At 36.6% G+C, this 26,162-nt stretch carries 29 protein-coding genes and 1 riboswitch; of the genes, 15 read left to right on the top strand and 14 right to left on the bottom strand.

Translation table 11 applies throughout. The features are described 5' to 3' along the window. Nucleotides 1-55 precede the first annotated feature (55 nt). The gene (locus tag MHH95_RS01770; RefSeq protein ID WP_340726209.1) at nucleotides 56-190 is read right to left on the bottom strand and encodes a hypothetical protein; all 135 of its coding nucleotides are present in this window, start codon (nucleotides 188-190) and stop codon (nucleotides 56-58) included. Nucleotides 191-259: 69 nt separating this feature from the next. Beyond that, complete coding sequence (locus MHH95_RS01765) at nucleotides 260-586, bottom strand: DUF4870 domain-containing protein (RefSeq protein WP_340726208.1); 327 nt, start codon at nucleotides 584-586, stop codon at nucleotides 260-262. A gap of 118 nt (nucleotides 587-704) precedes the next feature. Then, nucleotides 705-813, top strand: a riboswitch (TPP riboswitch). 111 nt (nucleotides 814-924) lie between these two features. Between MHH95_RS01765 and thiT the strand changes: the two genes are divergently transcribed. The 4 genes from thiT to MHH95_RS01745 all read left to right on the top strand — a co-directional run bounded on the left by thiT (nucleotide 925) and on the right by MHH95_RS01745 (nucleotide 4,088). Beyond that, complete coding sequence (thiT, locus tag MHH95_RS01760) at nucleotides 925-1,485, top strand: energy-coupled thiamine transporter ThiT (protein ID WP_340726207.1); 561 nt, start codon at nucleotides 925-927, stop codon at nucleotides 1,483-1,485. A 216-nt stretch (nucleotides 1,486-1,701) separates the two neighbouring features. Then, nucleotides 1,702-2,454 (top strand): type I methionyl aminopeptidase, encoded by a 753-nt coding sequence (map, locus tag MHH95_RS01755; protein WP_340726206.1) that lies wholly within the window; start codon nucleotides 1,702-1,704, stop codon nucleotides 2,452-2,454. A 172-nt stretch (nucleotides 2,455-2,626) separates the two neighbouring features. After that, on the top strand, nucleotides 2,627-3,463 hold the full coding sequence (locus MHH95_RS01750) for a polyphosphate kinase 2 family protein (RefSeq protein WP_340726205.1): 837 nt from the start codon (nucleotides 2,627-2,629) through the stop codon (nucleotides 3,461-3,463). Nucleotides 3,464-3,533: 70 nt separating this feature from the next. Continuing rightward, nucleotides 3,534-4,088, top strand: a complete 555-nt coding sequence (locus MHH95_RS01745) for a GNAT family N-acetyltransferase (protein WP_340726204.1) — start codon at nucleotides 3,534-3,536, stop codon at nucleotides 4,086-4,088. A 76-nt stretch (nucleotides 4,089-4,164) separates the two neighbouring features. Here the strand turns inward: MHH95_RS01745 and MHH95_RS01740 are convergent, their stop codons facing one another. The 3 genes from MHH95_RS01740 to MHH95_RS01730 form a co-directional block, all read right to left on the bottom strand. After that, on the bottom strand, nucleotides 4,165-4,734 hold the full coding sequence (locus MHH95_RS01740) for a beta-class carbonic anhydrase (protein ID WP_340726203.1): 570 nt from the start codon (nucleotides 4,732-4,734) through the stop codon (nucleotides 4,165-4,167). Between the two features lie 161 nt (nucleotides 4,735-4,895). Next, nucleotides 4,896-5,096: a hypothetical protein gene (locus MHH95_RS01735; RefSeq protein ID WP_191701038.1), complete on the bottom strand. Its 201-nt coding sequence runs from the start codon at nucleotides 5,094-5,096 to the stop codon at nucleotides 4,896-4,898. Between the two features lie 128 nt (nucleotides 5,097-5,224). Beyond that, the gene (locus MHH95_RS01730; RefSeq protein WP_340726202.1) at nucleotides 5,225-6,460 is read right to left on the bottom strand and encodes an aminopeptidase; all 1,236 of its coding nucleotides are present in this window, start codon (nucleotides 6,458-6,460) and stop codon (nucleotides 5,225-5,227) included. 195 nt (nucleotides 6,461-6,655) lie between these two features. Between MHH95_RS01730 and motA the strand changes: the two genes are divergently transcribed. The 4 genes from motA (at nucleotide 6,656) to MHH95_RS01710 (ending at nucleotide 10,308) form a co-directional block, all read left to right on the top strand. Continuing rightward, nucleotides 6,656-7,456, top strand: coding sequence for a flagellar motor stator protein MotA (gene motA / locus MHH95_RS01725; protein WP_340726201.1), 801 nt, complete (start codon nucleotides 6,656-6,658; stop codon nucleotides 7,454-7,456). Further along, entirely contained in the window at nucleotides 7,440-8,204 is a 765-nt protein-coding gene (gene motB / locus MHH95_RS01720; protein ID WP_340726200.1) for a flagellar motor protein MotB, read from the top strand. The genes motA and motB overlap by 17 nt, the downstream gene beginning before the upstream one ends. A gap of 107 nt (nucleotides 8,205-8,311) precedes the next feature. After that, on the top strand, nucleotides 8,312-9,400 hold the full coding sequence (locus MHH95_RS01715) for a PfkB family carbohydrate kinase (RefSeq protein ID WP_340726199.1): 1,089 nt from the start codon (nucleotides 8,312-8,314) through the stop codon (nucleotides 9,398-9,400). After that, the gene (locus MHH95_RS01710) at nucleotides 9,400-10,308 is read left to right on the top strand and encodes a pseudouridine-5'-phosphate glycosidase (RefSeq protein WP_340726198.1); all 909 of its coding nucleotides are present in this window, start codon (nucleotides 9,400-9,402) and stop codon (nucleotides 10,306-10,308) included. The genes MHH95_RS01715 and MHH95_RS01710 overlap by 1 nt, the downstream gene beginning before the upstream one ends. Nucleotides 10,309-10,388: 80 nt before the next feature. Here MHH95_RS01710 and MHH95_RS01705 read toward each other — a convergent pair whose 3' ends face one another. Beyond that, nucleotides 10,389-10,610, bottom strand: coding sequence for a DUF1128 domain-containing protein (locus tag MHH95_RS01705; RefSeq protein ID WP_339214149.1), 222 nt, complete (start codon nucleotides 10,608-10,610; stop codon nucleotides 10,389-10,391). 181 nt (nucleotides 10,611-10,791) lie between these two features. Between MHH95_RS01705 and MHH95_RS01700 the strand changes: the two genes are divergently transcribed. Both MHH95_RS01700 and MHH95_RS01695 read left to right on the top strand, forming a co-directional pair. After that, nucleotides 10,792-11,121 carry a YtxH domain-containing protein gene (locus MHH95_RS01700; RefSeq protein ID WP_191701001.1) on the top strand — a complete coding sequence of 110 codons (330 nt, stop codon included), beginning with the start codon at nucleotides 10,792-10,794 and terminating at the stop codon, nucleotides 11,119-11,121. Nucleotides 11,122-11,260: 139 nt separating this feature from the next. Continuing rightward, complete coding sequence (locus MHH95_RS01695) at nucleotides 11,261-12,196, top strand: YihY/virulence factor BrkB family protein (RefSeq protein WP_339214148.1); 936 nt, start codon at nucleotides 11,261-11,263, stop codon at nucleotides 12,194-12,196. A gap of 96 nt (nucleotides 12,197-12,292) precedes the next feature. Here MHH95_RS01695 and MHH95_RS01690 read toward each other — a convergent pair whose 3' ends face one another. Continuing rightward, nucleotides 12,293-14,197, bottom strand: a complete 1,905-nt coding sequence (locus MHH95_RS01690) for a heavy metal translocating P-type ATPase (RefSeq protein ID WP_340726197.1) — start codon at nucleotides 14,195-14,197, stop codon at nucleotides 12,293-12,295. A gap of 214 nt (nucleotides 14,198-14,411) precedes the next feature. On the opposite strand from MHH95_RS01690, the gene MHH95_RS01685 reads away from it, so the two are divergent. After that, nucleotides 14,412-15,794 carry an L-cystine transporter gene (locus MHH95_RS01685; protein ID WP_191701004.1) on the top strand — a complete coding sequence of 461 codons (1,383 nt, stop codon included), beginning with the start codon at nucleotides 14,412-14,414 and terminating at the stop codon, nucleotides 15,792-15,794. Between the two features lie 419 nt (nucleotides 15,795-16,213). On the opposite strand, the gene MHH95_RS01680 is transcribed toward MHH95_RS01685, so the two are convergent. Both MHH95_RS01680 and MHH95_RS01675 read right to left on the bottom strand, forming a co-directional pair. Beyond that, the gene (locus tag MHH95_RS01680) at nucleotides 16,214-17,752 is read right to left on the bottom strand and encodes a fumarate hydratase (RefSeq protein ID WP_340726196.1); all 1,539 of its coding nucleotides are present in this window, start codon (nucleotides 17,750-17,752) and stop codon (nucleotides 16,214-16,216) included. 358 nt (nucleotides 17,753-18,110) lie between these two features. Next, nucleotides 18,111-18,296 (bottom strand): SE1561 family protein, encoded by a 186-nt coding sequence (locus tag MHH95_RS01675; protein WP_191701006.1) that lies wholly within the window; start codon nucleotides 18,294-18,296, stop codon nucleotides 18,111-18,113. A 475-nt stretch (nucleotides 18,297-18,771) separates the two neighbouring features. Here MHH95_RS01675 and MHH95_RS01670 point away from each other — a divergent pair, with 475 nt between their 5' ends. Beyond that, on the top strand, nucleotides 18,772-19,929 hold the full coding sequence (locus tag MHH95_RS01670) for an MFS transporter (protein ID WP_340726195.1): 1,158 nt from the start codon (nucleotides 18,772-18,774) through the stop codon (nucleotides 19,927-19,929). A 19-nt stretch (nucleotides 19,930-19,948) separates the two neighbouring features. On the opposite strand, the gene MHH95_RS01665 is transcribed toward MHH95_RS01670, so the two are convergent. The 4 genes from MHH95_RS01665 to MHH95_RS01650 form a co-directional block, all read right to left on the bottom strand. Further along, nucleotides 19,949-20,182: a carboxypeptidase gene (locus MHH95_RS01665; protein WP_340726194.1), complete on the bottom strand. Its 234-nt coding sequence runs from the start codon at nucleotides 20,180-20,182 to the stop codon at nucleotides 19,949-19,951. Nucleotides 20,183-20,287: 105 nt separating this feature from the next. Continuing rightward, nucleotides 20,288-21,649, bottom strand: coding sequence for a 23S rRNA (uracil(1939)-C(5))-methyltransferase RlmD (gene rlmD / locus MHH95_RS01660; protein WP_340727285.1), 1,362 nt, complete (start codon nucleotides 21,647-21,649; stop codon nucleotides 20,288-20,290). A 133-nt stretch (nucleotides 21,650-21,782) separates the two neighbouring features. Next, complete coding sequence (locus MHH95_RS01655; protein WP_340726193.1) at nucleotides 21,783-22,568, bottom strand: polysaccharide deacetylase family protein; 786 nt, start codon at nucleotides 22,566-22,568, stop codon at nucleotides 21,783-21,785. Nucleotides 22,569-22,620: 52 nt separating this feature from the next. Next, complete coding sequence (locus MHH95_RS01650; protein ID WP_340726192.1) at nucleotides 22,621-23,520, bottom strand: TIGR01777 family oxidoreductase; 900 nt, start codon at nucleotides 23,518-23,520, stop codon at nucleotides 22,621-22,623. Nucleotides 23,521-23,629: 109 nt separating this feature from the next. On the opposite strand from MHH95_RS01650, the gene recX reads away from it, so the two are divergent. From recX to MHH95_RS01635, 3 genes are read left to right on the top strand one after another with little or no spacing between them, the layout of a single operon-like run. Continuing rightward, the gene (gene recX / locus MHH95_RS01645; RefSeq protein ID WP_340726191.1) at nucleotides 23,630-24,439 is read left to right on the top strand and encodes a recombination regulator RecX; all 810 of its coding nucleotides are present in this window, start codon (nucleotides 23,630-23,632) and stop codon (nucleotides 24,437-24,439) included. Continuing rightward, complete coding sequence (locus tag MHH95_RS01640; protein ID WP_340726190.1) at nucleotides 24,432-24,761, top strand: YfhH family protein; 330 nt, start codon at nucleotides 24,432-24,434, stop codon at nucleotides 24,759-24,761. The genes recX and MHH95_RS01640 overlap by 8 nt, the downstream gene beginning before the upstream one ends. A 1-nt stretch (nucleotide 24,762) precedes the next feature. After that, on the top strand, nucleotides 24,763-25,032 hold the full coding sequence (locus tag MHH95_RS01635; RefSeq protein ID WP_340726189.1) for a YfhJ family protein: 270 nt from the start codon (nucleotides 24,763-24,765) through the stop codon (nucleotides 25,030-25,032). 73 nt (nucleotides 25,033-25,105) lie between these two features. On the opposite strand, the gene MHH95_RS01630 is transcribed toward MHH95_RS01635, so the two are convergent. After that, entirely contained in the window at nucleotides 25,106-26,095 is a 990-nt protein-coding gene (locus tag MHH95_RS01630) for a metal-dependent hydrolase (RefSeq protein WP_340726188.1), read from the bottom strand. Nucleotides 26,096-26,162 lie beyond the last annotated feature (67 nt).

Raw genomic sequence — 26,162 nt, 5'->3', positions numbered from 1 at the left:
TTTCAAAAAAAAAAGACATTTCACTCGAATGATAGGGTGAAATATCTTTTTTACGTTAGCGTTTTGTAGCTCGGCGTGTAGCAGTTGCGGGTTGTGGAGTAGAAGATTTTTTATCCATCATTTTCTTTATGATTGGATAAAGTATTGGACCATACTTAATTGCTGTTTTAACAAGTTTGTTAATTTTCATAAGTGTTCACTCCTTAACGAATATCATTTCGTATAAGAAATATACCCAATTATGAAGCTTTCATAAACATTAACGTAGAACTTTAATAGCTTTCACTAAATTCCAAATCCCTACTATTGAAACCATAATAACTAAAACTACAATGGCAATAAAATGTGAACTGACAAAGAAATCTTGCATAGTCAACGTTTCATGCGTTAAAAAAAGTGAAACGAAAAAGTAAATAATATACAAAATACCAAAAGCAATCGGGATAAACTGTGTAATAAAAGCCTTTTTGGAGTGCGCCCTTACAAAATCATCTTTTGAAACTATATATATAATAAACGGCAAGATAGACGGTGCAAAATAAAAGCTTAAATAGCTTAAAGCACTCAAACCTTTTGATTGATTCATTTCATTCACTCCTTTGCTTGTATACGCATCTGTCTGGAATTTAGTTTCAAAAAAATCGGCTGTTGAAAGTTGGAAAATTATTCGATACAATAAGTTTGTTCAAACAATAATTATTTAGATGTACCACAAGGGGAGCCGAGTAAGTCGGCTGAGATTGTGCACGTAACTGCACTGACTCTTTGAACCTGTAAGTTAGCACTTGCGTAGGGATGTGGATAGAAACCGACTGTTCAAACGATAGTCAGGCTTTTGTCCTGATTATCGTTTTTTATTTTTGCAGATGAATTTCTATTCCTTCTTCACTTCTGTTACATCGGAAAAAAGAAAGGAGCATTGTTATGGACAAAAAAAGATTACTTATGATGGTGGAAATAGCGATTTTCGCTGCCGTCGGACTGGTGTTGGATCAAATATCATTTAAAATGTGGGCACAAGGTGGATCGATCAGCTTTGTAATGGTTCCTATTATTTTAATGGCAATTCGTTGGGGGCTAACAGCAGGTCTTGCAACTGGCCTACTAATTGGAATAATGCAAATGATGTTTGGAGCGTATATCGTCCACTGGCTTCAGGCAATTCTGGATTATGGTCTTGCTTTTACTGTAGTAGGTTTAGCCGCAGTTATAAGAAAGCCTTTATTGCAAGCAACACAGTCACTCCATAAAACAAAGATGGCACTCTATATTATAATAGGTACGTTATTAGGTGGAGCTTTACGATTCGTTTGCCACTTACTTGCCGGAGTTGTCTTCTTTAAGGAATTTGCAGGCGACGATAATGTATGGACATATTCAATTCTCTACAACGGTTCCTACATGCTGCCAGCAACAATTATTACAGCTATTATTGCCGTTCTGTTATTCACTTCTGCACCACGTTTATTGCAAAAAGTACAATAAATTAAATTATTATAATAGAACTAGGTTTGCAGTGCGGATTTCCACACTTCAAATCTAGTTTGTTTTTTATTATAAATGTACATTAATCTATATATCATTTTTGCACATAATTCCTGTATTTAAACACATCATTTAAAAAAACAATGAACACTTACAACCGATTTTAAGTATGTTATAGTTAAGGGTAGACATTGTTTAAGAGGAAGGAAGTTACACATGATTGTTACAACTCAAGAAGAAATCCAAGCGTTTAAAAAAATAGGACGTATTTGTGCTGAAATTCGTGAAGCGATGAAAGCTGCGACAGTACCTGGCGTGACGACAAAAGAATTGGATGAAATTGCAGGACGTATGTTTGCTGATGCTGGCGCTATTTCAGGCCCAAAAGGTGAATATGACTTCCCAGGCTATACTTGCATTTCGGTGAATCATGAAGTGGCACATGGTATTCCAGGTAATAAAGTGATTCAAGAAGGAGATATCGTCAATATCGACGTATCAGGTTCTTTAAATGGATATTTTGCAGATACAGGAATTTCCTTTGTTGTTGGAAAAGGCTATGAAGATAAGGAAAAACTTTGTGCTGTAGCAAAATCTGCATTTGAACGTGCAATGACAAAAGTTAAAGCAGGTTCAAAATTAAATCAAATTGGTAAGGCAGTTGAGCGTGAAGCGCGTGATCACGGCCTAACGGTAATTATGAACTTAACAGGTCATGGTTTAGGTAAATCATTGCATGAAGAGCCTAACCACGTATTAAACTATTATGATGCTTGGGATACAACAATTATGAAAGAAGGGATGGTTTTAGCAGTAGAGCCGTTCATTTCTGCAAAGGCAGAGCATATTGTTGAATCCGGAGATGGTTGGACATTTATTACTCCGGATAAATCATTAGTTGCACAAATAGAACATTCGATTATTGTAACGAAAGATAAACCAATTATTTTAACAACATTAGAAGACTAATTAAAAAACGTGGAAGCATATAATGCGGCCACGTTTTTTACTTTTGTTCTATAGGGAGATTAGATTAACATAAAATAATCAAACGATTCAAATAAATTACAGCAACAATTACCATTTCTAAACACTTTCAAGTAAAATATATATAATGATTCGCAATAGAGGGGGCCGTTGAATGCAAAACCTAAACGATCTGGATCTGACATTAAAATTGGATAAGAAGCTCTACAAAAAGCAATTGAAAGAGTTGCAGTATGAAATGCTTAATATACAGCAATTTTTATACAACAATAAAATCGGTCTCATCTTCGTATTTGAAGGCATGGATGCAGCAGGCAAAGGGGGCGCAATAAAGCGATTAACAGAACACATTGATCCACGTGGTTTAATCGTTTCACCAATTTCCGCGCCACAGCCACACGAAAAGCGTTATCACTATATGCACCGTTTTTGGCGGAAGCTGCCTCAGCATGGCCAGATTGCCATCTTTGACCGTTCTTGGTATGGTCGTGTATTAGTGGAACGCATTGAAGGCTTTGCAAAAGAACATGAATGGAAGCGTGCTTATAACGAAATAAATGACTTTGAAAAGCAATTAACGGATGAAGATTATATTATAGTTAAGTTCTGGGTTCATATTGATGCGGATGAGCAATTGAAGCGCTTTATGGAAAGAGCGGCAGACCCATATAAATCATGGAAACTCACAGATGAAGATTGGCGAAATCGTGAAAAGTTCCATTTATATATGGAAGCGGCAGATGAAATGTTTGCTAAAACAAATACAGAAAATGCCCCTTGGTGTTTAATCCCTGGCAACGATAAATTTTATGCTCGAGTACAAGTGCTAAAAGAAGCGGTTGCTCAAATCGAAACACAAATTACTAAACGAGGTCTTCAGCTTACCAATGTTTTTGAAAAACATAAGGTACTTGCGGCAGATAGTGAAAAACCTGAATTTATAGAAATACAGCCAAAGCCAAAAAAGAAAAAATCAAAAACAGATAAGTAAGTTTGGCTGTGAAATGTAGGTGAGTTAAATGAAAAGCTTAATCAAGCTATTTCGAAAGAAGGAGGGTCCAATGGTTCAACTTATTGGGCAACAATGTTCATTGCGTACATTTACACTGTCTGATGCAAGAGCATTGACTAAGCTATTAGTGGATAATAAATTTTATTGGTCAACATACGAGCCGTTACATCGGGATGAATTTTATACAGAAGAGACACAGTACAAGAAAATAATGGAAAGCATGCATCTTTTGCAAACAAATAGAGAGTTTTCGTTTGGGATCTTCCATAATGAAACAGGTAGACTGATTGGTCATATTTCGCTCTATTCAATAAAACGATTGCCATACTCCAGCGGTTTTATCGGATATTCTATGGATGAAAAATTTATAGGAAGAGGCATTGTAACCGAAGCGGTACGTTTAGTAATGGAGTTCGCATTTTCAACTTTAAATATTCATCGTATTGAAGCATATGTCGCTCCTCAAAATGTGGGATCTATACGCGTTTTAGAGAAGTCAGGATTTACGAGAGAGGGTTTACTCCGAGAATTATTATTTATTAATGGTAAATGGGTTGACCATTATATGTACGCAATATTACAGCGAGAATATATAAATAGGTGATTTTATACAGTTGTATGATTATAAAAAAAGCTATAGCACTTACCCAAAAAAGTCCTGTGGGTAAGGCTATAGCTTATTATTTTACTTCTTCAGATCCATCAGTTACTAAATCTAATTTACCAGTTGCAGGATCAATAATAAGACCGTGTACAGGAACACCAGCAGGCATTAATGGATGTTTTCTTACTAAGTCAACGCTTTTTAAAACACTCGTTTTAATATCGCCGAAACCACGTAACCATTCTTTTAAATCTACGCGTGCATAATTAATAACATCTATCGTTTCTTGTTTTACTCCACGTTCAAGCATATGACCGATCATAACATTTGAATCAACGGCACTCATACCGCAATCATAATGACCAATAACATATACTTCATCAGCCTGTAATTCATACACGGCTACTAATATACTGCGCATAATGCCACCAAATGGGTGATTTACGATTGCGCCAGCACTTTTAACAACTTTTACATCCCCGTTGCGCAAGTTCATTGCTTTTGGTAATAATTCTACTAAACGCGTATCCATACAAGATAAAACAACAATCTTTTTATCAGGGAATTTCGTTGTTGCGTATTCTTCATATTGCTTTTCAGCAACAAACTTTTCATTAAACTCTAGAATATTTTGTAATGCAGACATTTATTCGTACCCCTTTCGTTTCTGTATTCATTTTAAAATATTATTTAGATAATTCAAATAAATGCGCACAATTATAGTTAAAAATCCAATAAATAAAGAGAACTAAAGCAGTAATTCAGCAATAAAAAACAACCGCTCAAATAGAACGGTTGTGAAAAATATTAATGATGGTGGTGACCATCTAGTGATTTTTCGTTTGGCGCGAATGCATTAGCCTTTGAATCTACTATAACAGAGTCATGAGATTGTAATCCGATTCGTAAGTACATAATAAACATTACTAAAAGAACGAGAATAACTGCTGAGAAACCTAAAACTAACGTATAATAATCAGACAAAAACGGATGACGGTGATCAAACATCATAAAAACTCCTCTCTATTTAATAATAAGAATCATTAACCAATTATAACCTAATAAATTGGAACATTGTAGGGGGATTTATGCATTTACTACAGAATAAATTGTAAATATGGCGACATCTTGAAGATTTAGAATGCCCAGTTTCCATCACGGAAAACAGCTTCTGCCTGACCATCTTCAGTAATGCCATCGATATTCATTTGCGCAGAACCAATCATAAAATCAACATGCGTAATACTGTTATTTAATCCGTGTTTTTCTAATTCTTCCTGTGACATCGTTTTCCCGCCTTCTAAACAAAATGCATAAGCACTGCCAATGGCTAAGTGGTTTGATGCATTTTCATCGAATAGTGTATTGTAAAATAAAATATTCGATTCAGAGATAGGTGAATGGAAAGGTACAAGTGCCACTTCCCCTAAATAATGAGAGCCTTCATCTGTTGCTACAAGGTTTTTCAAAACTTCTTCGCCTTGTTCAGCTTCAACTTTTATAATACGCCCTTTTTCAAATGTAATTTTAAAATTATCAATTATATTGCCACCGTAGCTAAGTGGTTTTGTACTAGATACATACCCGTTTACACCATTTTTATGCGGTACTGTAAAAACTTCTTCAGTTGGCATATTAGCCATGAATTCTTCGCCTTTTTCATTGACACTGCCTGCACCGCACCATAAATGACCTTTAGGAAGCTCTATCGTTAAATCCGTTCCAGGCGCTGTATAATGCAGCTTTGCATAGTTTTTATTATTTAAGTAATCTACTTTTTCATGTAAGTTATCATTATGCTCTGCCCATGCTTGAACAGGGTTGTCTAAGTCAGCTCGTGTCGCTTTAAAAATAGCCTCCCATAATGCTTCCACTTGTTCATTTTCAGGTAAATCTGAAAATACTTTTTTAGCCCATTGTTTAGAAGGAGCTGCAATGACAGTCCAGCTGATTTTATCTGACTGTACGTACTGGCGGTATTTATTTAACGCGATTCCGGCTGCTTTTTGGAAAGTAGCAATACGTTTTGAATCGATACCAGCTAGTAGATCAGGACTTTGCGAAACGATGCTCATAAATGCTGCACCTTGTTCAGCCAGCCACTCACGCTCCTGGACTTTCCATGGAGGGAAGAAATCAAAAGAATCATCCGGTGCTAACTCGTAACGAGTACGCGTAATTTGGTCATCTGTATAATCTACAAATACTTGCTTTGCTCCAGCCTCATAGGCGATTTTAGTCACGACCTGTACAAAAGGTGCTGATTCAATAGAAGCTGCGATATACAAATATTGATTTGGTTGAATATTTACACCGATTTTTACAGCTAATTCCGCATACTTTGTTAACTTACTTTCGAACATTGAATTCATTTAAACATTCCCCCAGTAATTGTTATAAAATGTGTTATTTTTAAATACACCCTTATCAAAACAATGAAGATTGTGATAAAAATAATAAATGTATCGAAAAATATAAAAATTGTTCTAATACTAGTGTAAAGGAAGTTAATAAAAAGATAAATATACCGAAATAAGAAAAGACATAGTAATTTGGAGGTACTACATATGGATATATCATCGGTTGTTGGGATTATACTTGCCTTTTTCGCTCTTTTACTAGGGATGTTTATGAAAGGCGTAACACCTGACGCATTATTAAATCCTGCCGCTATTTTAATTATTATCTTTGGTACGATTGCAGCGGTAACAATCGCGTTCCCAATGAAGGAATTAAAACGAATTCCAAAACTTTTTAAAATTTTATTTACAGAAACAAAATTAGCTAGTGATATTGATTTAATCAAAATGTTTTCACAGTGGGCAGATTTAGCTCGCCGTGAAGGGTTATTGGCTCTGGAAAGCAAGGCATCTGAAATTGAAGATCCCTTTCTGAAAAACGGCTTAACACTAGCAATAGATGGTCAAAATGCAGACTATATTCGCGATGTGCTGTCAGAGGAAGTAGAAGCAATGGAAGACCGTCATGGAAGTGGTGCCGCGATTTTTACGCAAGCAGGTACATATGCACCAACTCTAGGTGTATTAGGGGCCGTAGTAGGCCTTATCGCAGCGCTAAAAGATATGGGGGATATCGATAAATTAGGTGTAGCAATTTCTGCTGCCTTTGTTGCTACCTTATTGGGTATCTTTACAGGGTATGTGTTATGGCATCCATTTGCCAATAAGTTAAAACGTAAATCTTCTGTAGAAGTTAAGCAAAAGCAGATGATGATTGAAGGTATTTTGTCTGTACTTGAAGGTGAAGCTCCTCGAGTAATCGAGCAAAAGCTTGCTTCATATTTAACAATGGAAGAACGTAAGCAAATTACCGAAAGCGGGGCGGGTGGCCTTGGCAAAGAAGCGTAAAAGACATAAAAAGCATGAGGAACATGTTGATGAGTCCTGGTTAGTTCCCTATGCAGATATTTTAACATTATTATTAGCATTATTTATTGTACTATTTGCATCAAGTTCAGTAGATGAAAAAAAACTACAGCAAATGTCTGCTGTATTTAATGAAATTTTCACTAGTGGTACTGGAGTTATGGACAACCCTTCAGTAGTTCAAACGCCTAATGGTTCGACTTCCAATATTCAATCAGGTGCTTCTAAATATATGGAAGACCAAGAGCGGCTATTAGAAACACAAAATCGTGTGGACGAATTCATTGCAATTAATGAATTAGAAAATCAGTTTGAAACGAAATTGACAGAAGAAGGTTTACTAATTACGATTCGAGATAGTATTTTATTTGATATGGGGCGTGCCGAAGTAAAGGGCGAGTATGCGACTATTGCCGATGAAATTGCACAACTGTTAATGTTTGACCCACCACGTAATATCGTTATTACTGGTCATACAGATAATGTTCCGATTAATAATTCAGAATTTGAATCTAATTGGGATTTATCAGTTATGCGTGCAGTGAATTTTATGAAGGAAATTGTTACGAGTAACGAAAATCTTGACCCCAAATACTTCAGTGTAAAAGGCTTCGGGGAATTCCAGCCAATCGCCTCCAATGATACTGAAGATGGTAAAGCAAAAAACCGCCGTGTTGAGGTTCTTGTTCAACCACGTATAGCTGAAAATGGAGATTTAATAGTAGAGTAGTAAAATGCTGTTTAGAGAGAGTTCTTTCTAAACGGCATTTTTTATTTTGACATCCACTAAACAAAAGTTTATAATCATAAACAAATGTTTCTTTCGAGGTGAAGTAGTTGAATGAAAAAGAAAAGCTAATCTTCCAATTGATAAAGAAAAATCCTTATCTGTCTCAACAGGAGATGGCAGAGCAATTAGGGATGTCGAGGCCAGCACTTGCAAATATCATCTCCTCACTGATTAAGCGCGGAGAAATTCTAGGACGAGCGTATGTCTTGCCAGAAAAAAAACATATTATCGCAATTGGCGGTGCCAACGTCGACCGTAAATTTACAATTGAGCAAGATGTTCAGTTAGGTACGTCCAATCCTGCTTCTGTAACTGAAACGGTTGGTGGAGTAGCTCGTAACATTGCTGAAAATATAGGACGATTAGGTAACCATGTTTCATTAATTACCGTGATGGGTGATGATCATGATGCCACATATATTGAACAGAATTGTAATGCTACGATGAATCTTGATTTAGTTGAAAAATTAAAGGATTATAAGACGGGATCTTACACAGCTGTATTGGCGCATTCTGGGGAACTAGTAATATCCATGGCGAATATGGAAATATATGATCAACTCTCACCAACTGTTCTAAAGAAGTATGAATCCATAATGCAAAATGCGAGCTGTTTAATAATTGATTTAAACTGCCCGTTGGAAACAGTGGAATATGTAAAGGAGTTTGCCCATGAGCGCAAAATTCCATTCGCTATTATTCCTGTTTCATCCCCTAAGATGAAAAACATGCCAGAAGATTTACAAGGGGTTCATTACGTTATCTGCAATCGTGATGAAGCAGAAATGTATTTGCATATGAATTTGGAAACATATGGTCATTATGAAAAGGCAGTAAAAGCTATGTTACAAAAAGGGGCAGAATATGTTGTCCTTACATTAGGAGAACATGGAGTAATGGCTGGTCATGATAACAAAGTGACGCATTATAAAGCCATTGCAACAAAAAAAATTGTAGATGTTACGGGTGCGGGAGATGCTTTTGTAAGCGCATTTTTACATGGAGTATTAAACAATGAGGACTTTAAAGAAGCAATACAACTTGGTTTAACGAATGCATCAAAAACATTACAATCAGACAAAACAGTACGCGAAGATTTAACAAAGGAAAAATTAATTGAGTGGAGGAATTTATAATGGAACAATATTTATCATATTCACAAGAGGTATTAGAAGCAAAAGAGAAAGGTTTACCAATTGTAGCTCTTGAATCAACAATCATTTCTCATGGTATGCCATATCCTCAAAACGTACAAACAGCTCGTGAAGTAGAACAAATTATTCGTGATGGTGGTGCAGTACCCGCAACAATCGCATTAATCGACGGGAAAATTAAAATTGGTTTATCCGATGAAGAGTTGGAAATGTTCGGTAATGCACAAGGTGTAGCAAAAACAAGCCGTCGCGATATTGGCTATTTACTTGCAACAAAAAAAATTGGAGCAACAACTGTAGCAGCAACAATGATCTGCGCAGAGTTAGCTGGTATTGAATTATTCGTAACAGGCGGTATTGGCGGAGTTCACCGTGGCGCCGAAACAACGATGGATATTTCTGCAGACTTGGAAGAATTAGCAATGACAAATGTAGCTGTTGTATGTGCAGGTGCAAAATCCATTTTAGATATCGGCTTAACATTAGAATATTTAGAAACAAAAGGTGTACCAGTAATCGGATACGGCACTGACAAATTACCGGCGTTCTATGCACGTGAGAGTGAATTTGATGTAAACATTCGTGTTGATTCAGCAGAAGAAACTGCAGCTATTCTACGCGCAAAATGGGATTTAGGCTTACGTGGTGGGGCATTAATCGCCAACCCAATTCCAGTTGAGGATGCTATGGAATCAAGCGTAATGGATACTATTATCGACAATGCACTAAGAGAAGCAAAAGAACAAGGTATTGCAGGTAAAAATGTAACACCATTCCTACTGGGCAAAGTGAAGGAACTGACTGAAGGTAAGTCACTTGATGCAAATATTGCATTAGTAAAACACAATGCACGTGTAGGCGCAAAAATTGCTGTCGAACTTAATAAGTAATCGTATTTCCTGGGGAATAGTTATGAAATAAAAGGAAGCTCGTCGAAAAATATCGATGAGCTTCCTTTTGTTGCTTCCTTTTATTTACGAAGGGAGCCTAATTCTGCAACAATAGCATTCATTTCGCTAGGGCTGAACGAGTCTCGTTTCATAACCATTTCATATAGATATTGTAGATCCTCGTATTTATCTTCATCGAATGCCTCTGATTGCATAGCGTCAACGTTTACCATACGTAGTTTTTCTTTGATTTGTTCTATCATATAATTGACATTTTCTTGTGATGGGTTGGATAAGTCCATTTTTTTGCCCTACCTTTCAATGTTTACAAAAATATCATTTCATGCAAGGCACTTCTTGTCAACCCGTAAAAATTTTGAGAATACTTTTAAAAATAGCGAACATTCGCTAAAATGAGTGTAGATAAGTTTTATAGGAAATTTTTATGGGAATATGAAAGCATACACAGGAGGAGAGTAAACAATGAAAAGTAAACTATTACCGTTTATAGCAATTGGAGCAGTAACTGGTGCAGCAATCAGTATGTTAGATAAACAAACAAGGGAGCATACTGTAAAGACAGCTAAAAATGCAAAAGATACGGTTGTTTATTATGCTGAAAACCGTGACGAACTATTAGCGTTAGTTGAATCGAAAATTGAGCAAGCTCAAACAGTTTACGGAACAGTAAATGATAGTATTCAATCTATTATGCAAAATGGCAATGATATTAAAGAATTGCCAACTACGATTCAAAGCATGGTTTCCGAAACGATTGATGCATTTTCAAAAAAGGATGAACAAGCTGGCTAATTAAATTCGCCTTAGTGTAAATATGTACAGATTTTTTCTTGGAGTTATTTCGATATCTGGGACATCTGTTAGGGCGTTATCCGGATAGAAAGGTATTCAGTATATCTTTTTTCTGGGTAATTCAAAAGGTGGTGGCTGTATGGAAGAGAAAGAAGAATTTAAAGAAAAGATTTCACTTATTAAATCATATGTTTCACCTGACCCTAGTCAAATAAATGTTTTAACGACAAAAGGTTTTTTTCAGGATTTAATATACCGTATTCAAAAAGTTGATATGTCGGGGATGGGTGCACTACTTGCTTATTTCTTTTTACTATCATTTTTCCCGATGCTTATTTTTATGGTAACACTCTTACCATATTTAAATTTAGAACAAGGGCAAGTATTCGATTTCTTGAGTGATATAATGCCTGAGGAAGTTTATGTTCTTATTGAAGGGACACTTTCGGAAGTACTAACCAACCAAAATGGCGGTTTACTTTCAGTTGGTATTATCGGTACAATTTGGTCTGCCTCGCGTGCTGTAGACGCACTGATGAAAACATTAAATCGTGCCTATGATGTTGAAGCTAGAGCAGGTTTTATAAATCGTATTTGGTCTCTTTTATTTACTATTTCGTTAGTAATTATTATTTTAATTGCTCTTGTCTTGCCGGTTTTTGGACAGCAAATTGAAAATGTAGTGTTCGGCTATTTTGGTATAGAAGAATCACTGGCAGGTCTTTGGAATACGCTTCGTTGGATTATGCCGCCTACCCTTATTTTTCTTTTATTAACGGTTATGTATTGGATTGTTCCTAATACTGATCCTCGATTAACAATTGTTAGTGTTGTACCAGGTTCGATATTGGCAACACTAGGCTGGCTTACATTAACTTATGGTTTTTCATTTTATATTAACAATTTCGGCAATTTTAGTGCTACTTACGGCAGTATTGGCGGGGTCATTATACTAATGCTTTGGCTGTACTTTACAGGAATGATTTTAATATTGGGTGGAATATTAAATGCCACATTCCAAAAAAGACAGATTGCCAAGAAAAATAAAAAGAATGCAAAGACACCTGTTTTCTAAATTGTTTTGTCACATAAAAAGCACGACGCCATAAATATTTAGGCGTCGTGCTTTATTTATGGTTATTGCCAGTTGGTTATTTTAAGTAGCAAGCCATTAAACATTTTTGCTCAACATACGCAGGCCATTTAAAATAACTAAAATCGTGCTTCCTTCATGACCAATAACCCCAAGAGGGAGGCTAATCGCCTGGAAAAAGTTCGAGATGATGAGAATTGCGATGACTGTTAACGAGAAAATTATATTTTGCTTAACGATTCGTTGCATTTTCCGCGAAAGCTTAACAGCGTAAGCAATTTTAGAAAGGTCATTTTTCATCAATACAACATCGGCTGTTTCGAGTGCCACGTCCGTACCGCCACCCATGGCAATCCCAACAGAAGCAGTTGCTAGCGCTGGGGCATCGTTAATCCCATCACCTACCATACCAACATTGCCGTACGATTGCTTATACTGCTTTATATGTTCGACTTTTGTTTCAGGTAAACATTCTGCAACATAGTTTGTCACACCAGCTTCATTTGCAATTGTTTTTGCTGTCGCTTCATTGTCACCGGTAAGCATCATAACGTCAATACCAAGTTCCTTTAGTGCAGCAACTGCTTTTTTCGCTTCATCTCGTACTATATCTTTTAGGGCAATCAATGCTGCAATTCCGTTTTGGTCTTTTAAAAACACAACTGTCTTTCCTTCATTCCCTAATTGCTGCAATGCTCTGTCCGAAAAAGAAACGGCCAAATCTTTACCGACAAAATCGGGCTTTCCAATTGTATAATGTAGTTCTTTATATTGTGCCTTTATCCCATAACCCGGGATATCTTCAATCGTTATATTTTGTGGGACAATGACATTTTGTTGTTTAGCGAATGAAGTAATCGCTTGTGCAAGAGGGTGGTTTGATTGTCCTTCAATGCCCGCGATTAATGCCAATGTCTCATCTTTATTTAAATCCTCACGAACGATAAAATCTGTTACGGCTGGTGTGCCTTGTGTAAGTGTTCCGGTTTTATCGACAGCTAAGACACGTAATGTATTCAAATGTTCTAAATGTAAGCCACCTTTAACTAAAATACCGTTTCTGGCACCATTTGAGATGGAAGATAGGGTAGCTGGCATAATGGATGCTACAAGGGCACAAGGAGATGCCACTACCAACAGTACCATTGCGCGGTATAAAGTTGTCGTCCAATCCCAGCCTAATAAATAGTGGGGCAAAAACATCATGATTCCGACTGATATTAATACTCCTTTTACATAAATACCTTCAAAGCGTTCAATAAATTGCTGTGATGGGGACTTTTCACTTTGCGCAGATTGTACAAGCGTAATAATTTTTTGGAATAAGGTTTCTCCGCTTTGCTTCGTTACACTAATAGTTAAAACTCCATTTAAGTTCACTGTTCCTGCATACACTTCATCGTCAATATTTTTCGTGATCGGCATTGATTCACCTGTAATAGCTGCTTCATCGACAGTTGATATCCCTTTATATACTTTTCCGTCTGCAGGAATTCGTTCTCCAGGCTTTACTAAAATATGGTCATTTACTTTTAAATCTTTTACAGATATTTTAATAGGTTCAAATCCACCTCGTACAAGCCATGCTTCTTCAGGCTGTAATTCCATTAAAGAGGAAATTTCACGATGGCTTTTGTTCATCGCATATGTTTCAAGGGCGCCACTTAAGGCAAATATAAAGATTAATATGGCACCTTCCATCCAGTATCCAATAATGGCTGATCCGATGGCAGCCAAAATCATTAACATTTCAACATTTAAAGATTTGTTTTCAATTGTATCTTCAATGCCTTCTTTTGCTTTGGCATAACCGCCAATTACAAAAGCTGTTAAATATGCAATGACAGCTGCGGTTGTTTGATCGGTGGATTCCATCCTCCATGCCAGCAAAATAATAAAGCCGGAAACTAAGGCAGCGATCAATTCTTTATGTTCTATAATTTTCTCATTTAATGATAACTTTTCTCGATTAGAATTTTTCATATATACCTCCTTGATAATGAGTATCATTGTTAAATCAACTGATAATGAATTTCAATTATATTATAAGTATTTTCTTATTTAATAATAATTATAATATAAGCATCATATTTTGTAAATAACATACAATAAATAAGAATAATAAATACCAACTTGACTTATAAGGATTATAGAGTAATATAGTTAAGTACATTTTATTAAATAGGAGGAGTTAAAGTTGAATTTATTCGTTTTACTTAATATTGCCTTGTTGATCATTGTTATTACATTTTTATACTTCCTTAAAACAAAGCATGTTAAATTTTCTAATCGTGTATTTATCGCATTAGGATTAGGGATTTTACTCGGAATAGGGCTACAATTTGCATACGGCGTGGAGTCCGATGCAATTACAGAGACTATGCCTTGGTATAACATCGTTGGGAATGGTTATGTACGATTATTACAAATGATTGCAATGCCTTTAGTCTTCATTTCAATATTAGCAGCATTTACTAAAGTAACATTCGGGAAGAATTTAGGGAAAACAGCAGCGGTTATTTTATCTGTACTAATAGGTACTACAGCAATAGCAGCTGGTTTAGGTATTGCATCTACAGTTGCATTTGATCTAGATGCCACACAAATTATGCAAGGGGAAGCAGAAATTGCACGTGGGGAATCATTAGTGGAACGTTCGGCGGAGGTTACGTCGTTACCCGAACAAATTTTAACAATGTTCCCGGCAAATCCATTTGCAGATCTAACGGGATCTCGCGCAACATCAACAATTGGAGTTGTTATTTTTGCTGCGTTTTTAGGCTTTAGTTATTTAACGCTTCGTCGTAAAGAAGAAGAAACAGCAGCGAACGTGAAAAAAGGTGTAGACGCTATATATGGTTTAATAATGGGAGTAGTACGCATTATCTTACGCTTAACTCCATATGGTGTAGCTGCAATTATGGCACGTACAGTTGCAACGAGTGATTTAGGGGCGATTATGGATTTAGGTAAATTCATTTTGGCATCATATGTTGCATTAATTGCTATGTTCTTATTGCATCTAGTTATAGTAGCATTAACAGGATTAAGTCCGTTAACATATGTAAAAAAATCAGCAGAAGTATTACTGTTTGCCTTCACTTCACGTTCAAGTGCAGGTGCATTACCATTAAATATTCAAACACAAACAAAGCGTCTTGGTGTTCCGGATGGGGTTGCAAACTTTGCGGGTTCCTTTGGTTTATCGATTGGGCAAAATGGTTGTGCTGGAGTATATCCAGCGATGTTGGCGGTTATGATTGCCCCAACAGTAGGTATAAATCCATTATCGCCAGGGTTTATTGCAACATTAATATTAATTGTAGCAATTAGCTCATTCGGTGTAGCAGGTGTTGGCGGTGGTGCAACATTTGCTGCAATCATCGTTCTTTCTGCAATGGATTTACCGATAGCGTTAGCAGGTATTTTAATATCGGTAGAGCCGTTAATCGACATGGGTCGTACAGCGCTTAATGTAAGTGGCTCTATGGTTTCGGGAGTTGTATCTAGCCGGGTAACAAATGAACTAGATACAGATATTTATAACGAGCCGGCAGATAAAGCACAATTAGTTCAGTAAAATAAAAATAAAAAGTCGTACAGAATCATTTAGATTCTGTACGATTTTTATATGAATCAAATAAGTGAGTGCGCTGAAAATATGAGGCGGAAAAAAGTAACCATAACATTATAAGAAGAAATATATATATAAAGCCGTATGTGACATGAGGAAAAATAATGTAGACATATGTTGTATAAAGAATAGCGACCAGTAAACTGCGCTTGTATTGATAAGTTGTACTAAATTGTATTTGGGTTGCTATAAATAATGCGTTAACAAATACTTTGGTAAAAAACATTTAAACACTCCTTGTTCCATTTATTACAAAATAATATAACATAAATGATATATCAATAAACAGAATATTTTAAAAGTGAAACATAAAAAAACAACTCACCCCAAAATGATTTGAAGTGAGTTGTTAAAATTATATAAACTTAAAATACACGTTCTGCATGCAGCGCTAACTTATCTAATGAAGATTTTTCTACATCTGCATGCAATGAGTTCCCGTGAGAGTCCATTGTTACTACAGCTGTGAATCCTTCTACAGATAAGTGCCACATTGCTTCTGGAATACCGAATTCCATTAAGTCTACTCCATCAACTGACTTAATGCAGTCTGCGTAGTACTGTGCAGCACCGCCGATAGCATTTAAGTAAACACCACCGTGCTCGTTAAGTGCTTTTAATGTTTTTGGTCCCATACCGCCTTTACCCATAACAGCACGGATACCGAATTTTTTCATGATGTCGCCTTGGTATGGCTCTTCACGAATTGAAGTTGTTGGACCAGCAGCTTTAACGACCCAGTTGCCTGCTTCGTCTTTTGCCATTACTGGACCACAGTGATAAATAATTTGACCGTCTAAATCTACTGGTGCTTCGACACCTTCACCGATTAAGTGATGGTGGATTGCGTCACGACCTGTGTACATACGGCCAGAAATTTTTACTACGTCCCCAACTTTAAGTGAACGGATTTTTTCTTCTGTAATTGGTGCAATAAGTTCAACTACTTTATTGTCCGAGTTGTCTTGTTTTACTTCGTCACGGAAAGTAATTTTTTCCCCATCTTGGTAGTGCCAGTTCGTGATTTCACCAGTCGCTGGATCGATATCGATTGCCATACGACGGTAAGCCCAACAGTTGTAAGCTACAGATACGAAGAATGATGCTGGTAAGCGGTCCATTACACCGATTTTACAACCAAGTAATGTAGCTTCACCACCGAAGCCCATTGTACCAACGCCAAATGTATTTGATTTTTCTACGATGTACTTTTCTAATTTTGCTAAGTCTTCAATTGGATTCACATCATCTACATGACGGAATAACTGCTCTTTCGCTAAATCATATCCAGAAGAGCGGTCGCCACCGATACCGACACCGATGAAACCAGCCGAACAGCCTTGCCCTTGTGCTTGCCATACAGAGTGTAAAATACATTTACGGATACCATCTAAGTCACGACCAGCGCGCCCTAAACCTTCTAATTCTGTAGGTAATGAATATTGGATGTTTTTGTTTTCACAGCCGCCACCTTTTAAGATTAGCTTCACTGTAATATAGTCATTTTCCCATTGTTCAAACTTGATAACTGGTAGACCTGCTCCGATGTTTGTACCAGAGTTCTTACCAGTTAATGAATCAACTGAGTTTGGACGTAATTTAGCATCCCCAGTAGCTGCTGCGATAGCAGTTTGGATAGCTTTTTTAATTTCGATTTGGTTTACACCAACTGGAGTATATACTTTAAATGTTGGTAGACCAGTATCTTGACAAATTGGAGACACATTGTCTTCAGCCATTACAATATTTGTAGTAATCGTGTCTAATGACATTGCTGCACGAGTTCCCGCATTTTCTGCTTCTTTGGCAGCTTTAATAGCGCGGCGTACGTCTTTTGGTAAGTTTGTAGATGTTTCAGTTACTAAAGAATAAAGACTTTTTTCTAAAGTTTCTAAGTATGCCATCTTATTTTTCCCCCCAGAAAAATATGTTTATTTTTGTCGTTAAATGAATCGTCGACATAGGTCAGAACATAATCTTTCACGATATAGTGAAAATTACACTCTTTCTAATAATCCATCTTACATTATAACTCTTTTAAAATAGAAAAAAAAGAGCGCTTACACGAATGAATGTCAAAACACATAAAATTAAGGCGGATAATAGCGGATGTAGTCAAAAGAATGAAAAAAGAGGGTATCGGGAAGTTAGTTAATGACATATAGCTTGTGTCGAGAACGAGAATCAAAGGAGCGCGGAAATTTATAGCGAAGAAAGGCTGTGTAAAAGTAAAGTACACTTTTACACAGCCTTTTAAGATTTTTATTTTTCTTCGCGTGATTGGAATTGGTCCATTTTATCTTCTAAATCATCCATCATTTGAATTAAGCGATCGATATCTTCTAGTTCAGTTGTTTCAGGGTCAATAGCATCCAACACTTCAAGGAAAATTTCTAAACGTTCCTTTAGATACGTTACTTGCTGCTCTTTATTCGTAATTGGCTTCATAGTTAGTAATGCTCCTTTTGTGTTTACATACGAACATTATACTACGTTCTACTGGAAAAGTTAATTGACAACTTGCGCTAGAGAGAATTTATATACCTTATCTATTAAATTAGCTTAAAAAATTAGGAAATTATATAGTACTTGTTAATTATTTTAAGATTCTATGTATTTTGAATATTTACAATATTGAAGTCTTGTGATAAAGTAAACTCATACTTAAAGAAGAGGAGATGGTCGGAAAAAAATTGTATAGACAAACTCAAAAAAAGGAGGACGTTTAAACATTTTCGGCAATTAGTCGAGACGACTGTTTACGCAAGAATAAAATGGAATTAAGTGATATTTAAAACCCTAGTTAACTTTTAGAGATAAAGTTGGCTAGGGTTTTATATTTTTCTGAACTGTTTATTGAGTTCTCCCCATTTATAAATGGCTATGATACGATAGAATGTATGAATCAAGGGAGAATAATGAAATGAGTTATAATCAGCGAAGATTTATTATTTTAGTTATTATCGTATCAATTTCAGGCTTTTCGCAAGGTATGCTATTGCCGCTTATTTCAGTCATATTTGAAGGGGATGGCGTGTCATCTACACTTAATGGCTTGAATGCAACAGGGTTATACATAGGGACTTTATTAATTTCCCCATTTATTGAGCAGCCTTTACGCAAATACGGGTACAAACCCATTATTGTATTTGGCGGGGCGTTAGTTTTTATATCATTAATGTTATTTCCATTTTGGAAAAGTGTTATGTTCTGGTTTATTTTGCGATTATTAATCGGAATCGGTGATCATGCATTACATTTTGCAACCCAAACATGGATTACAACGTCGACAGCTTCTCATAAACTTGGAAAAGCCATGTCTATATATGGATTATCTTTTGGGATAGGGTTTGCGGTTGGTCCGTTATTTGTACCGCTGATTAAAATATCCGAAAGCTTTCCGTTTATTGTGTCATCGGGATTATGCCTATTAGCATGGTCTTTAGTATTTCTTGTTAAAAATGAGAAGCCGGAAACGTTGGCAGGAGATGCAAATCAAAATAGTTTTTCACGTTATAAGTTGGCAGTGAAATATGGATGGATTGCATTTTTGCCCCCATTTGTATACGGTTTTTTGGAGTCCTCTCTAAATGCTTTATTCCCGGTTTACGCGTTACGAAAAGACTTTAATATAGCATATGTTTCTATCATTTTAGCGAGTTTTTCAATTGGAGCTATCTTAATGCAATTTCCACTAGGTGCATTGGGTGATAAAATTGGACGCCGTAAAGTCATCGTTTCAGGATTAATGGTAGGCAGCACCTTTTTCTTTATCGGCAACTTTTGGGAGAATTCCGAAATATTTGTTGCGGCTACCTTTTTATTAGCCGGGATGAGTGTTGGTTCAATGTTCTCGCTAGGCATAACCTACATGACAGATTTGACGCCTAAAGAATTATTGCCAACGGGTAATTTACTTTGCGGTATTTTCTTTAGTCTGGGAAGTTTATCGGGACCATTATTAGGGGGATTGTATTTGGAAGTTTTTCCAGACAGCGGATTTTTATTTGTTATTTCTGTAATGCTGTTAGCTGTTGCGATTGTAATATTATTTGGTAAAACAAAAAAACTTTCTATATAGTAAAAAGCAGACGTTCCAATTAAGGACGTCTGCTTTTTACTGAAAAGAATATGATCGTTGTTAAAATCATTGCTAAAATTATGTAGATAAATACATTTAAATAATTTACACCACCGAATGTAACAGCGGCCTGCAATGAGCTGGCTGAAGTTGCGGAATTTTCATCATTACTAGGAAAGATAAAGCCTCCGAGTGATGAAATACCCCAATAAGAGAGAATGAATGTAATAATTACAAATATAATATTTTTCATTTAAATACCTCCTAGCAAATTCTATTTTACATGAAAAATGAGAGAATTTGGGGACAGATACGAAAAACACCTTCATCAAAATTATTTTGATGAAGGTGTTAGCTATTATTTCTTTAACGTTAATTTTACAACACATTCAACTTGTGCTGTTTGGGGGAACATATCAACTGGCTGAATGTACTCCACTTTATACGCTTTTGATAAGTCTTTCAAATCACGTGCCAGCGTAGACGGGTTACACGATGTATACACGAAACGCTTAGGTTTTATTTTTAATACTGTTCTAATAAAGCCTGGCTCCAATCCTGTACGAGGAGGATCTACACAAATTACATCTGGACGATAATCTTCTTTTGACCAACGGAATAGCCATTTATCGGCCGAGCCTGGGAAGAAACGTACATGTTGTAAATTATCATTTGTGCGGGCATTATATTTTGCATCAGCAATTGCTTCATCGACATTATCCATACCGCGTACTTCACGAGCACCTTCTGCAAGCCACATACCAATTGTGCCAACACCACAGTAAGCATCAACTACATTTTCTTTTCCAGTAAGTGCAGCAGCTTTTTTTATTTCATTATATAAATGAACTGTTTGCTCTGGGTTTAGCTGGAAAAATGCACGAGTTGATAAATCAAATGCAAATTCGCCTAATTTTTCATGAATGGCATCTTTACCATCTAATACATACGTATCACTACCAAAGATAAGAGATGTTTTTTCACGATTTACGTTTTGTGTAATTGATACGATAGAGGGATCAATTTTTTTGATGCGTTCAATTAACTCCTCTTTATGCGGTAATTCATGACGAGTTGTCACAAGACAGACTTGTGTTTCACCAGAACGCATACCTGTACGCACTACAATAGTACGTACTAACCCATTTAATGATTTCCCATCATAAATAGGGATATTTAATTTTTGTAAAATTTTACGTGTAGCTACTGTAATTTTTGATGTTACAGGATGTTGCACGAGGCAATCGTTAATATTTAAAAGTTGATTCGTTCCTTCTGCAAAAAGTCCAGCATAGACACGCTTACCTTCTTTACGCACTTGGAATTGAGATTTATTACGGTAGTGCCAAGGGTTATCCATACCGATAGTTGGACGGATTTCGGCTGTTTCTGCAATATCCTTTGCATATTTTTCAAATGCTTGAATAACGATATCACGCTTGTTAACTAGTTGAGCATCATACGTCATATGCTGTAATTGGCAGCCTCCACATTCTGAATAAACAGGGCATGGTGCTTCTTGACGGAATTCGCTCTCTTTACGAATGTTCAATATTTCGGCTTCGGAAAACTTTGGAGATACTTTTGTTAACCTAACTGTTACTTCTTCTCCAGGAATAGCCCCTTTTACAAATACTACATTACGTTTATAAAACCCTACACCTTCACCATTAATACCTAGGCGCTTTATTGTTAACGGGAACTTTTGCCCGACTTCCATTTTTAATTCACTCAAGTTTTTACACGTCCTTTAAATAGAGTGACTCGCACCAAAAATTAGTGCGAGCCACTTCCTTCTTTTCATCATTTCAGTATAACGGAAATTGTAATGGAAAGAAAGGAACGCAACTTTCCTAATATGGAGATATTTTTTCGTGCTCAAGTACTAAGTCATCCAGAGAGCCGAATGTGTAACCTTGGGCTTTTGCATCTTTTATAAATTGCGGTATTGCTTCGGCATTATCCTGTGCGACAGTATGCATCAGAATTATTGCACCTGGATGAAGCTGTCCCATTAGTGCATCATAAGCATATTGGGCACCACGTCGCTCATCCTTTAACCAGTCTTTGAAGGCGATCGACCAGAACATATGGCGATAACCAGCTTCATTACCAACTTTTAATACTTCTTCATTAAAAATTCCTTCTGGTGGTCGGGCATAGTACGTACGTTTTACACCAGTTAGTTCATTTAACTTATCATCAAATTTTTTCCATTCAGTTTTCATTTCAGCAGCAGATAGCCGAGCCATGTTAGGATGACCGTAAGAGTGGTTCCCGATAATATGTCCATCTTTGACCATTGTTTTTACTAAATCGGTCGCACTCGTCAAATAGTGACCAGTCAAAAAGAATGTAGCCGGTGCATTTTCTTCCCTTAGCGTATTTAAAATGCTTTCGGTATAGCCATTTTCGTAGCCATTATCGAATGTTAAATAAACAATTTTCTTCTCTGGGCTACCTTTATAAATAGCACCGTATTTGTTCATTAATGTTTCTAAAGGTTCTCCAATTTCCACTGGCTCGCCATTTTTGCTCGGTTTAAAGCCCCAGTGAAATTCCTCAGCCTCGGCTACTGAAATAAATGATACTAATGCAACGAGTAAAACGAAGCTAATTCCTAAAATGTGTCGTTTCATTAAAAAAGCAACCTCCTTTTACAAGTAGGTTGCGTGAAATGCCACGTTTTATTCATTTATATAAATTACGAATGGCATCTTCGACAGATACGAACTGAAATTCAAAATTAGCATTTAATAATTTTTCCGGAAATACGTGCTGCCCTTCAAGAACAAGAATACTTTTTTCACCAAGTGCAAGCTTTAAAACTGTGCTTGGAACAGGAAGCCAATGAGGGCGATTTAGTGCTAAGCCAATTGATTTCCCGAATTCTTTCATTCTTTTCACATTCGGTGTTGTAAAATTAATTGGTCCGGATAAGCTTTCGTCTGAAATTAGGAACAGCATAGCTCTCACTACATCTTCTATATGAATCCAACTTAGCCACTGATTACCCGATCCGATAGTTCCGCCGATGCCAAGTTGATAAGGAAGCACCATCATAGGCAATGCGCCTTCACCGTTTTGTAAAATGACACCAAACCGAGTTAAACAAGTACGAATACCGAGTTGCTCAGCTTGTAGTGCTTTTTCTTCCCAGTGTGCAACAACTTGCCCTAAAAAATCATTTGCTTTTTCATTAGACTGCTCTGTGTAGACAGCAGTTTCTGATACCGGATAAATCCCGACTGCGCTCGCATTAATTAAAATCTGAGGTTTATATTGTAAGCGTTGCAATATACGGATTACTTCATCTGTTGCATTCATTCGACTGTTATAAATCTTTTCCTTTTGTTCTTCTGTCCATCGACCATCGTTTAAAGATACACCAGCCAAATTTATAAAAACATCAGTGTTTTCAACATAAAGCTCAGGGGTCGCGTCGTCATTTAACCATTGAACGTACTGAATACCGTTTTTAAACTGTTGCTCGCCACGTGTCAATATTATTACGTCATGTCCGTTTTCAATTAGCCGCTCACTTAATTTACGACCAACCATTCCTGTCCCGCCTGCAATAGCAACTCTCACAAATAACACCCTCCTTTAATTAGTCTAGTTAGTTAAGTATACCGTTTCATGAAAGAGAAAGTAAAAACATGTATACTAGAATGAACAAGGTTATTGTGAGGTGTGCATAGTGCAAGTAATAACAAAAATCGGACGGCAAAAAAACAATCAACAACGTTATAATATATATTTAAACGAAAAATATTCGTTTGCGGTCGATGAAGGTACACTTATTAAATTTGGTCTGCAAAAAGGCAAAGTACTTGAGCAGATGGAAATAGATGAAATACAATATGAAGATGAGATTGCAAAGGCATTTAATAAGGCGCTGAATTTTTTAAGCTTTCAAATGCGCAGTAAACATGAAGTGAAAACAAAGCTGTTACAATTAGGTTATGGGGAAGCTGTCATTCAGGAAGCTATTCATAAACTAACAGGCTTAGGTTTTTTGAATGATGAAAGTTACTCAAAAGCACTCCTTGAAACGAGAAAGCGTACTGCCAAAAAAGGCCCCGCAGCTATCCGACAAGACTTCATAAAAAAAGGCATTGATAAAGAATTGCAGCAACAAGTATTGGGAACATTTAGTCATGATGAGCAACTGAAGATTGCAATGGAATTAGCAGAAAAAGCAATTAGGTCCAATGAAAACAAAACACCGACTCAAGTGAAACAAAAAATCCAGGATGTACTCCTCCGCAAAGGCTATTCTTATTCCATAGTGACTGAAATACTTGAACAAATAAAACTTGAACGCCATGATGAAGATTGGGAGCTATTAATCGAAAATCAGGGCGATAAACTTTGGCGCAAATATGCATCGAAGCTAACTGGATTTGAGTTGCATCAAAAAGTAAAGCAAGCTCTGTATCAAAAGGGCTTTCCGATAGATAAAATAAAAGAATATATTGATCAAAAGGAGCAACACCAAAATGAATGAATTAACTTATAGTAGAATGTCGGATCAAGAATTACGCCAAGAAGTTGCCAATTTACGTGAAAGAGCACGAAAAGCTGAGCAATTAGGGATAGTAAATGAATATGCGGTTTTTGAGCGCAAAGCACTGATGGCTGAAGCCTATTTAGTCGATCTTTCAACAATTATTCCCGGGGAGTTATACCGTTTAAATGGTTCACCCGGTGAATTTTTTCAAGTAGATTATTTAAAAGGGCGTTTCGCATGGGGACACCGATTAGGTTCTGAACGTTTTGAAGAGGCATTACCCGTATCAATGTTACGTCCGGTAAAGGAAGGGAAGTAAAATGGAAGAGATTTATCAAAAACTGACAAAGCAACTTTTGGACAAAAATCCAAACTTGCCAACAGGTCGTGCCCGTACATGGGTGGAACTATTATGCAGTGATTTTGAATCAACCTCGGCAAAGGCCGGTGCAAGTTATCGCGGCACGGAATATACAGGACAATTAGTCAGTCAGTTAATTGAAAGTTATGGAGATAAGCTTCACCTATTCGCAGCGAAAAATCCAAAATATGCTCATTTATTGAATGATAGTGAAGATACATTGAACTAAAAAACCACCAGTTTATGCTGGTGGTTTTCCCCGTTTAATAACCAAAATGAGTTGGTTTTAGAGGGTTTGTCATTTATTCATTTCCAGCGCCTATTTGTAAACGCTTTTGTAACTTTTCTTCCGTAAATATCCAACCTGTATAAGAATTTACGATGTTAAGTTCTTTATCTAAATGTGCGACGGCAACGAATGGGTAGCGGTCGTTACTGCGATAGCGCAAATCAATTAATCGAAGTTCCGTTATTCCATTTTCAAGCTCGGAAATCTCCCATCTATAGAGTGGGGAAAATGATAAAAACGCATCAAGATTCGGATCTTTAATCGCTTTTTCAACGAGCTCTGTTTTTGGAATAGGCTCAATTTTGAACTTGTCATAGATGTTGACAGTTCTTCGATAAGCACGGCCTACGTAAAAATGCGTTTTTGACTTTGCAGCTATTTTCCAATGGAAGAAACGCATTGTCGGAGCCACAATGACAAATTCCTCATCTTGCAATTCGTGATGAACGGCAGACTTAATTGCCTTTTGAATGGCAAAGCGTAAAATATAGTAAACAAAAATAATTAGATACATTATAGTAAATGTTAAAACGGGTTCTGTACCGAATAGCCAAAGTAGAATACCTATACAATGAATCCCAAATATAAATGGATCGAATGTATTGATAACACCGAGTGCTACCCATTTTTTTGAGAATGGGCGTAAAGCTTGGGTACCGTATGCATTAAAAATGTCGACAAAGACATGTAAAAATACTGCAATCTGAGTCCATAACCATACATTAAACAAATGAGCGTCAGGTAGAATAATGGCGAGTGCACCTGTTATTAATAAAGGCCATAATAAAACAGCAGGGATCGAGTGTGTAATTCCCCGATGATGTCGTATATAGATTGCGTTATTGCGAAATTTCAAAACCGTATCAATATCAGGTGCCTGCTGACCAATAATCGTTCCGGCCATAACAGCGGTAAATGTTATTGAATGGCTAGCAACAGTGGGGTCAACAAGTGCTAGGCCACCAATAGCAATACCCATTACAAAATGTGTGCCTGAATCCAAAGTTATCATCCCCTCGATCATCAAACCGTTCCAGAACGGAAATATATAGCTTATTTCAATGTATAAA

The organism is Solibacillus sp. FSL K6-4121 (assembly GCF_038002585.1).
Classification (GTDB): domain Bacteria; phylum Bacillota; class Bacilli; order Bacillales_A; family Planococcaceae; genus Solibacillus; species Solibacillus faecavium.
The sequence above is the reverse complement of the archived record's forward strand: the minus strand, read 5'-3'. Positions and strand labels throughout refer to the sequence as shown.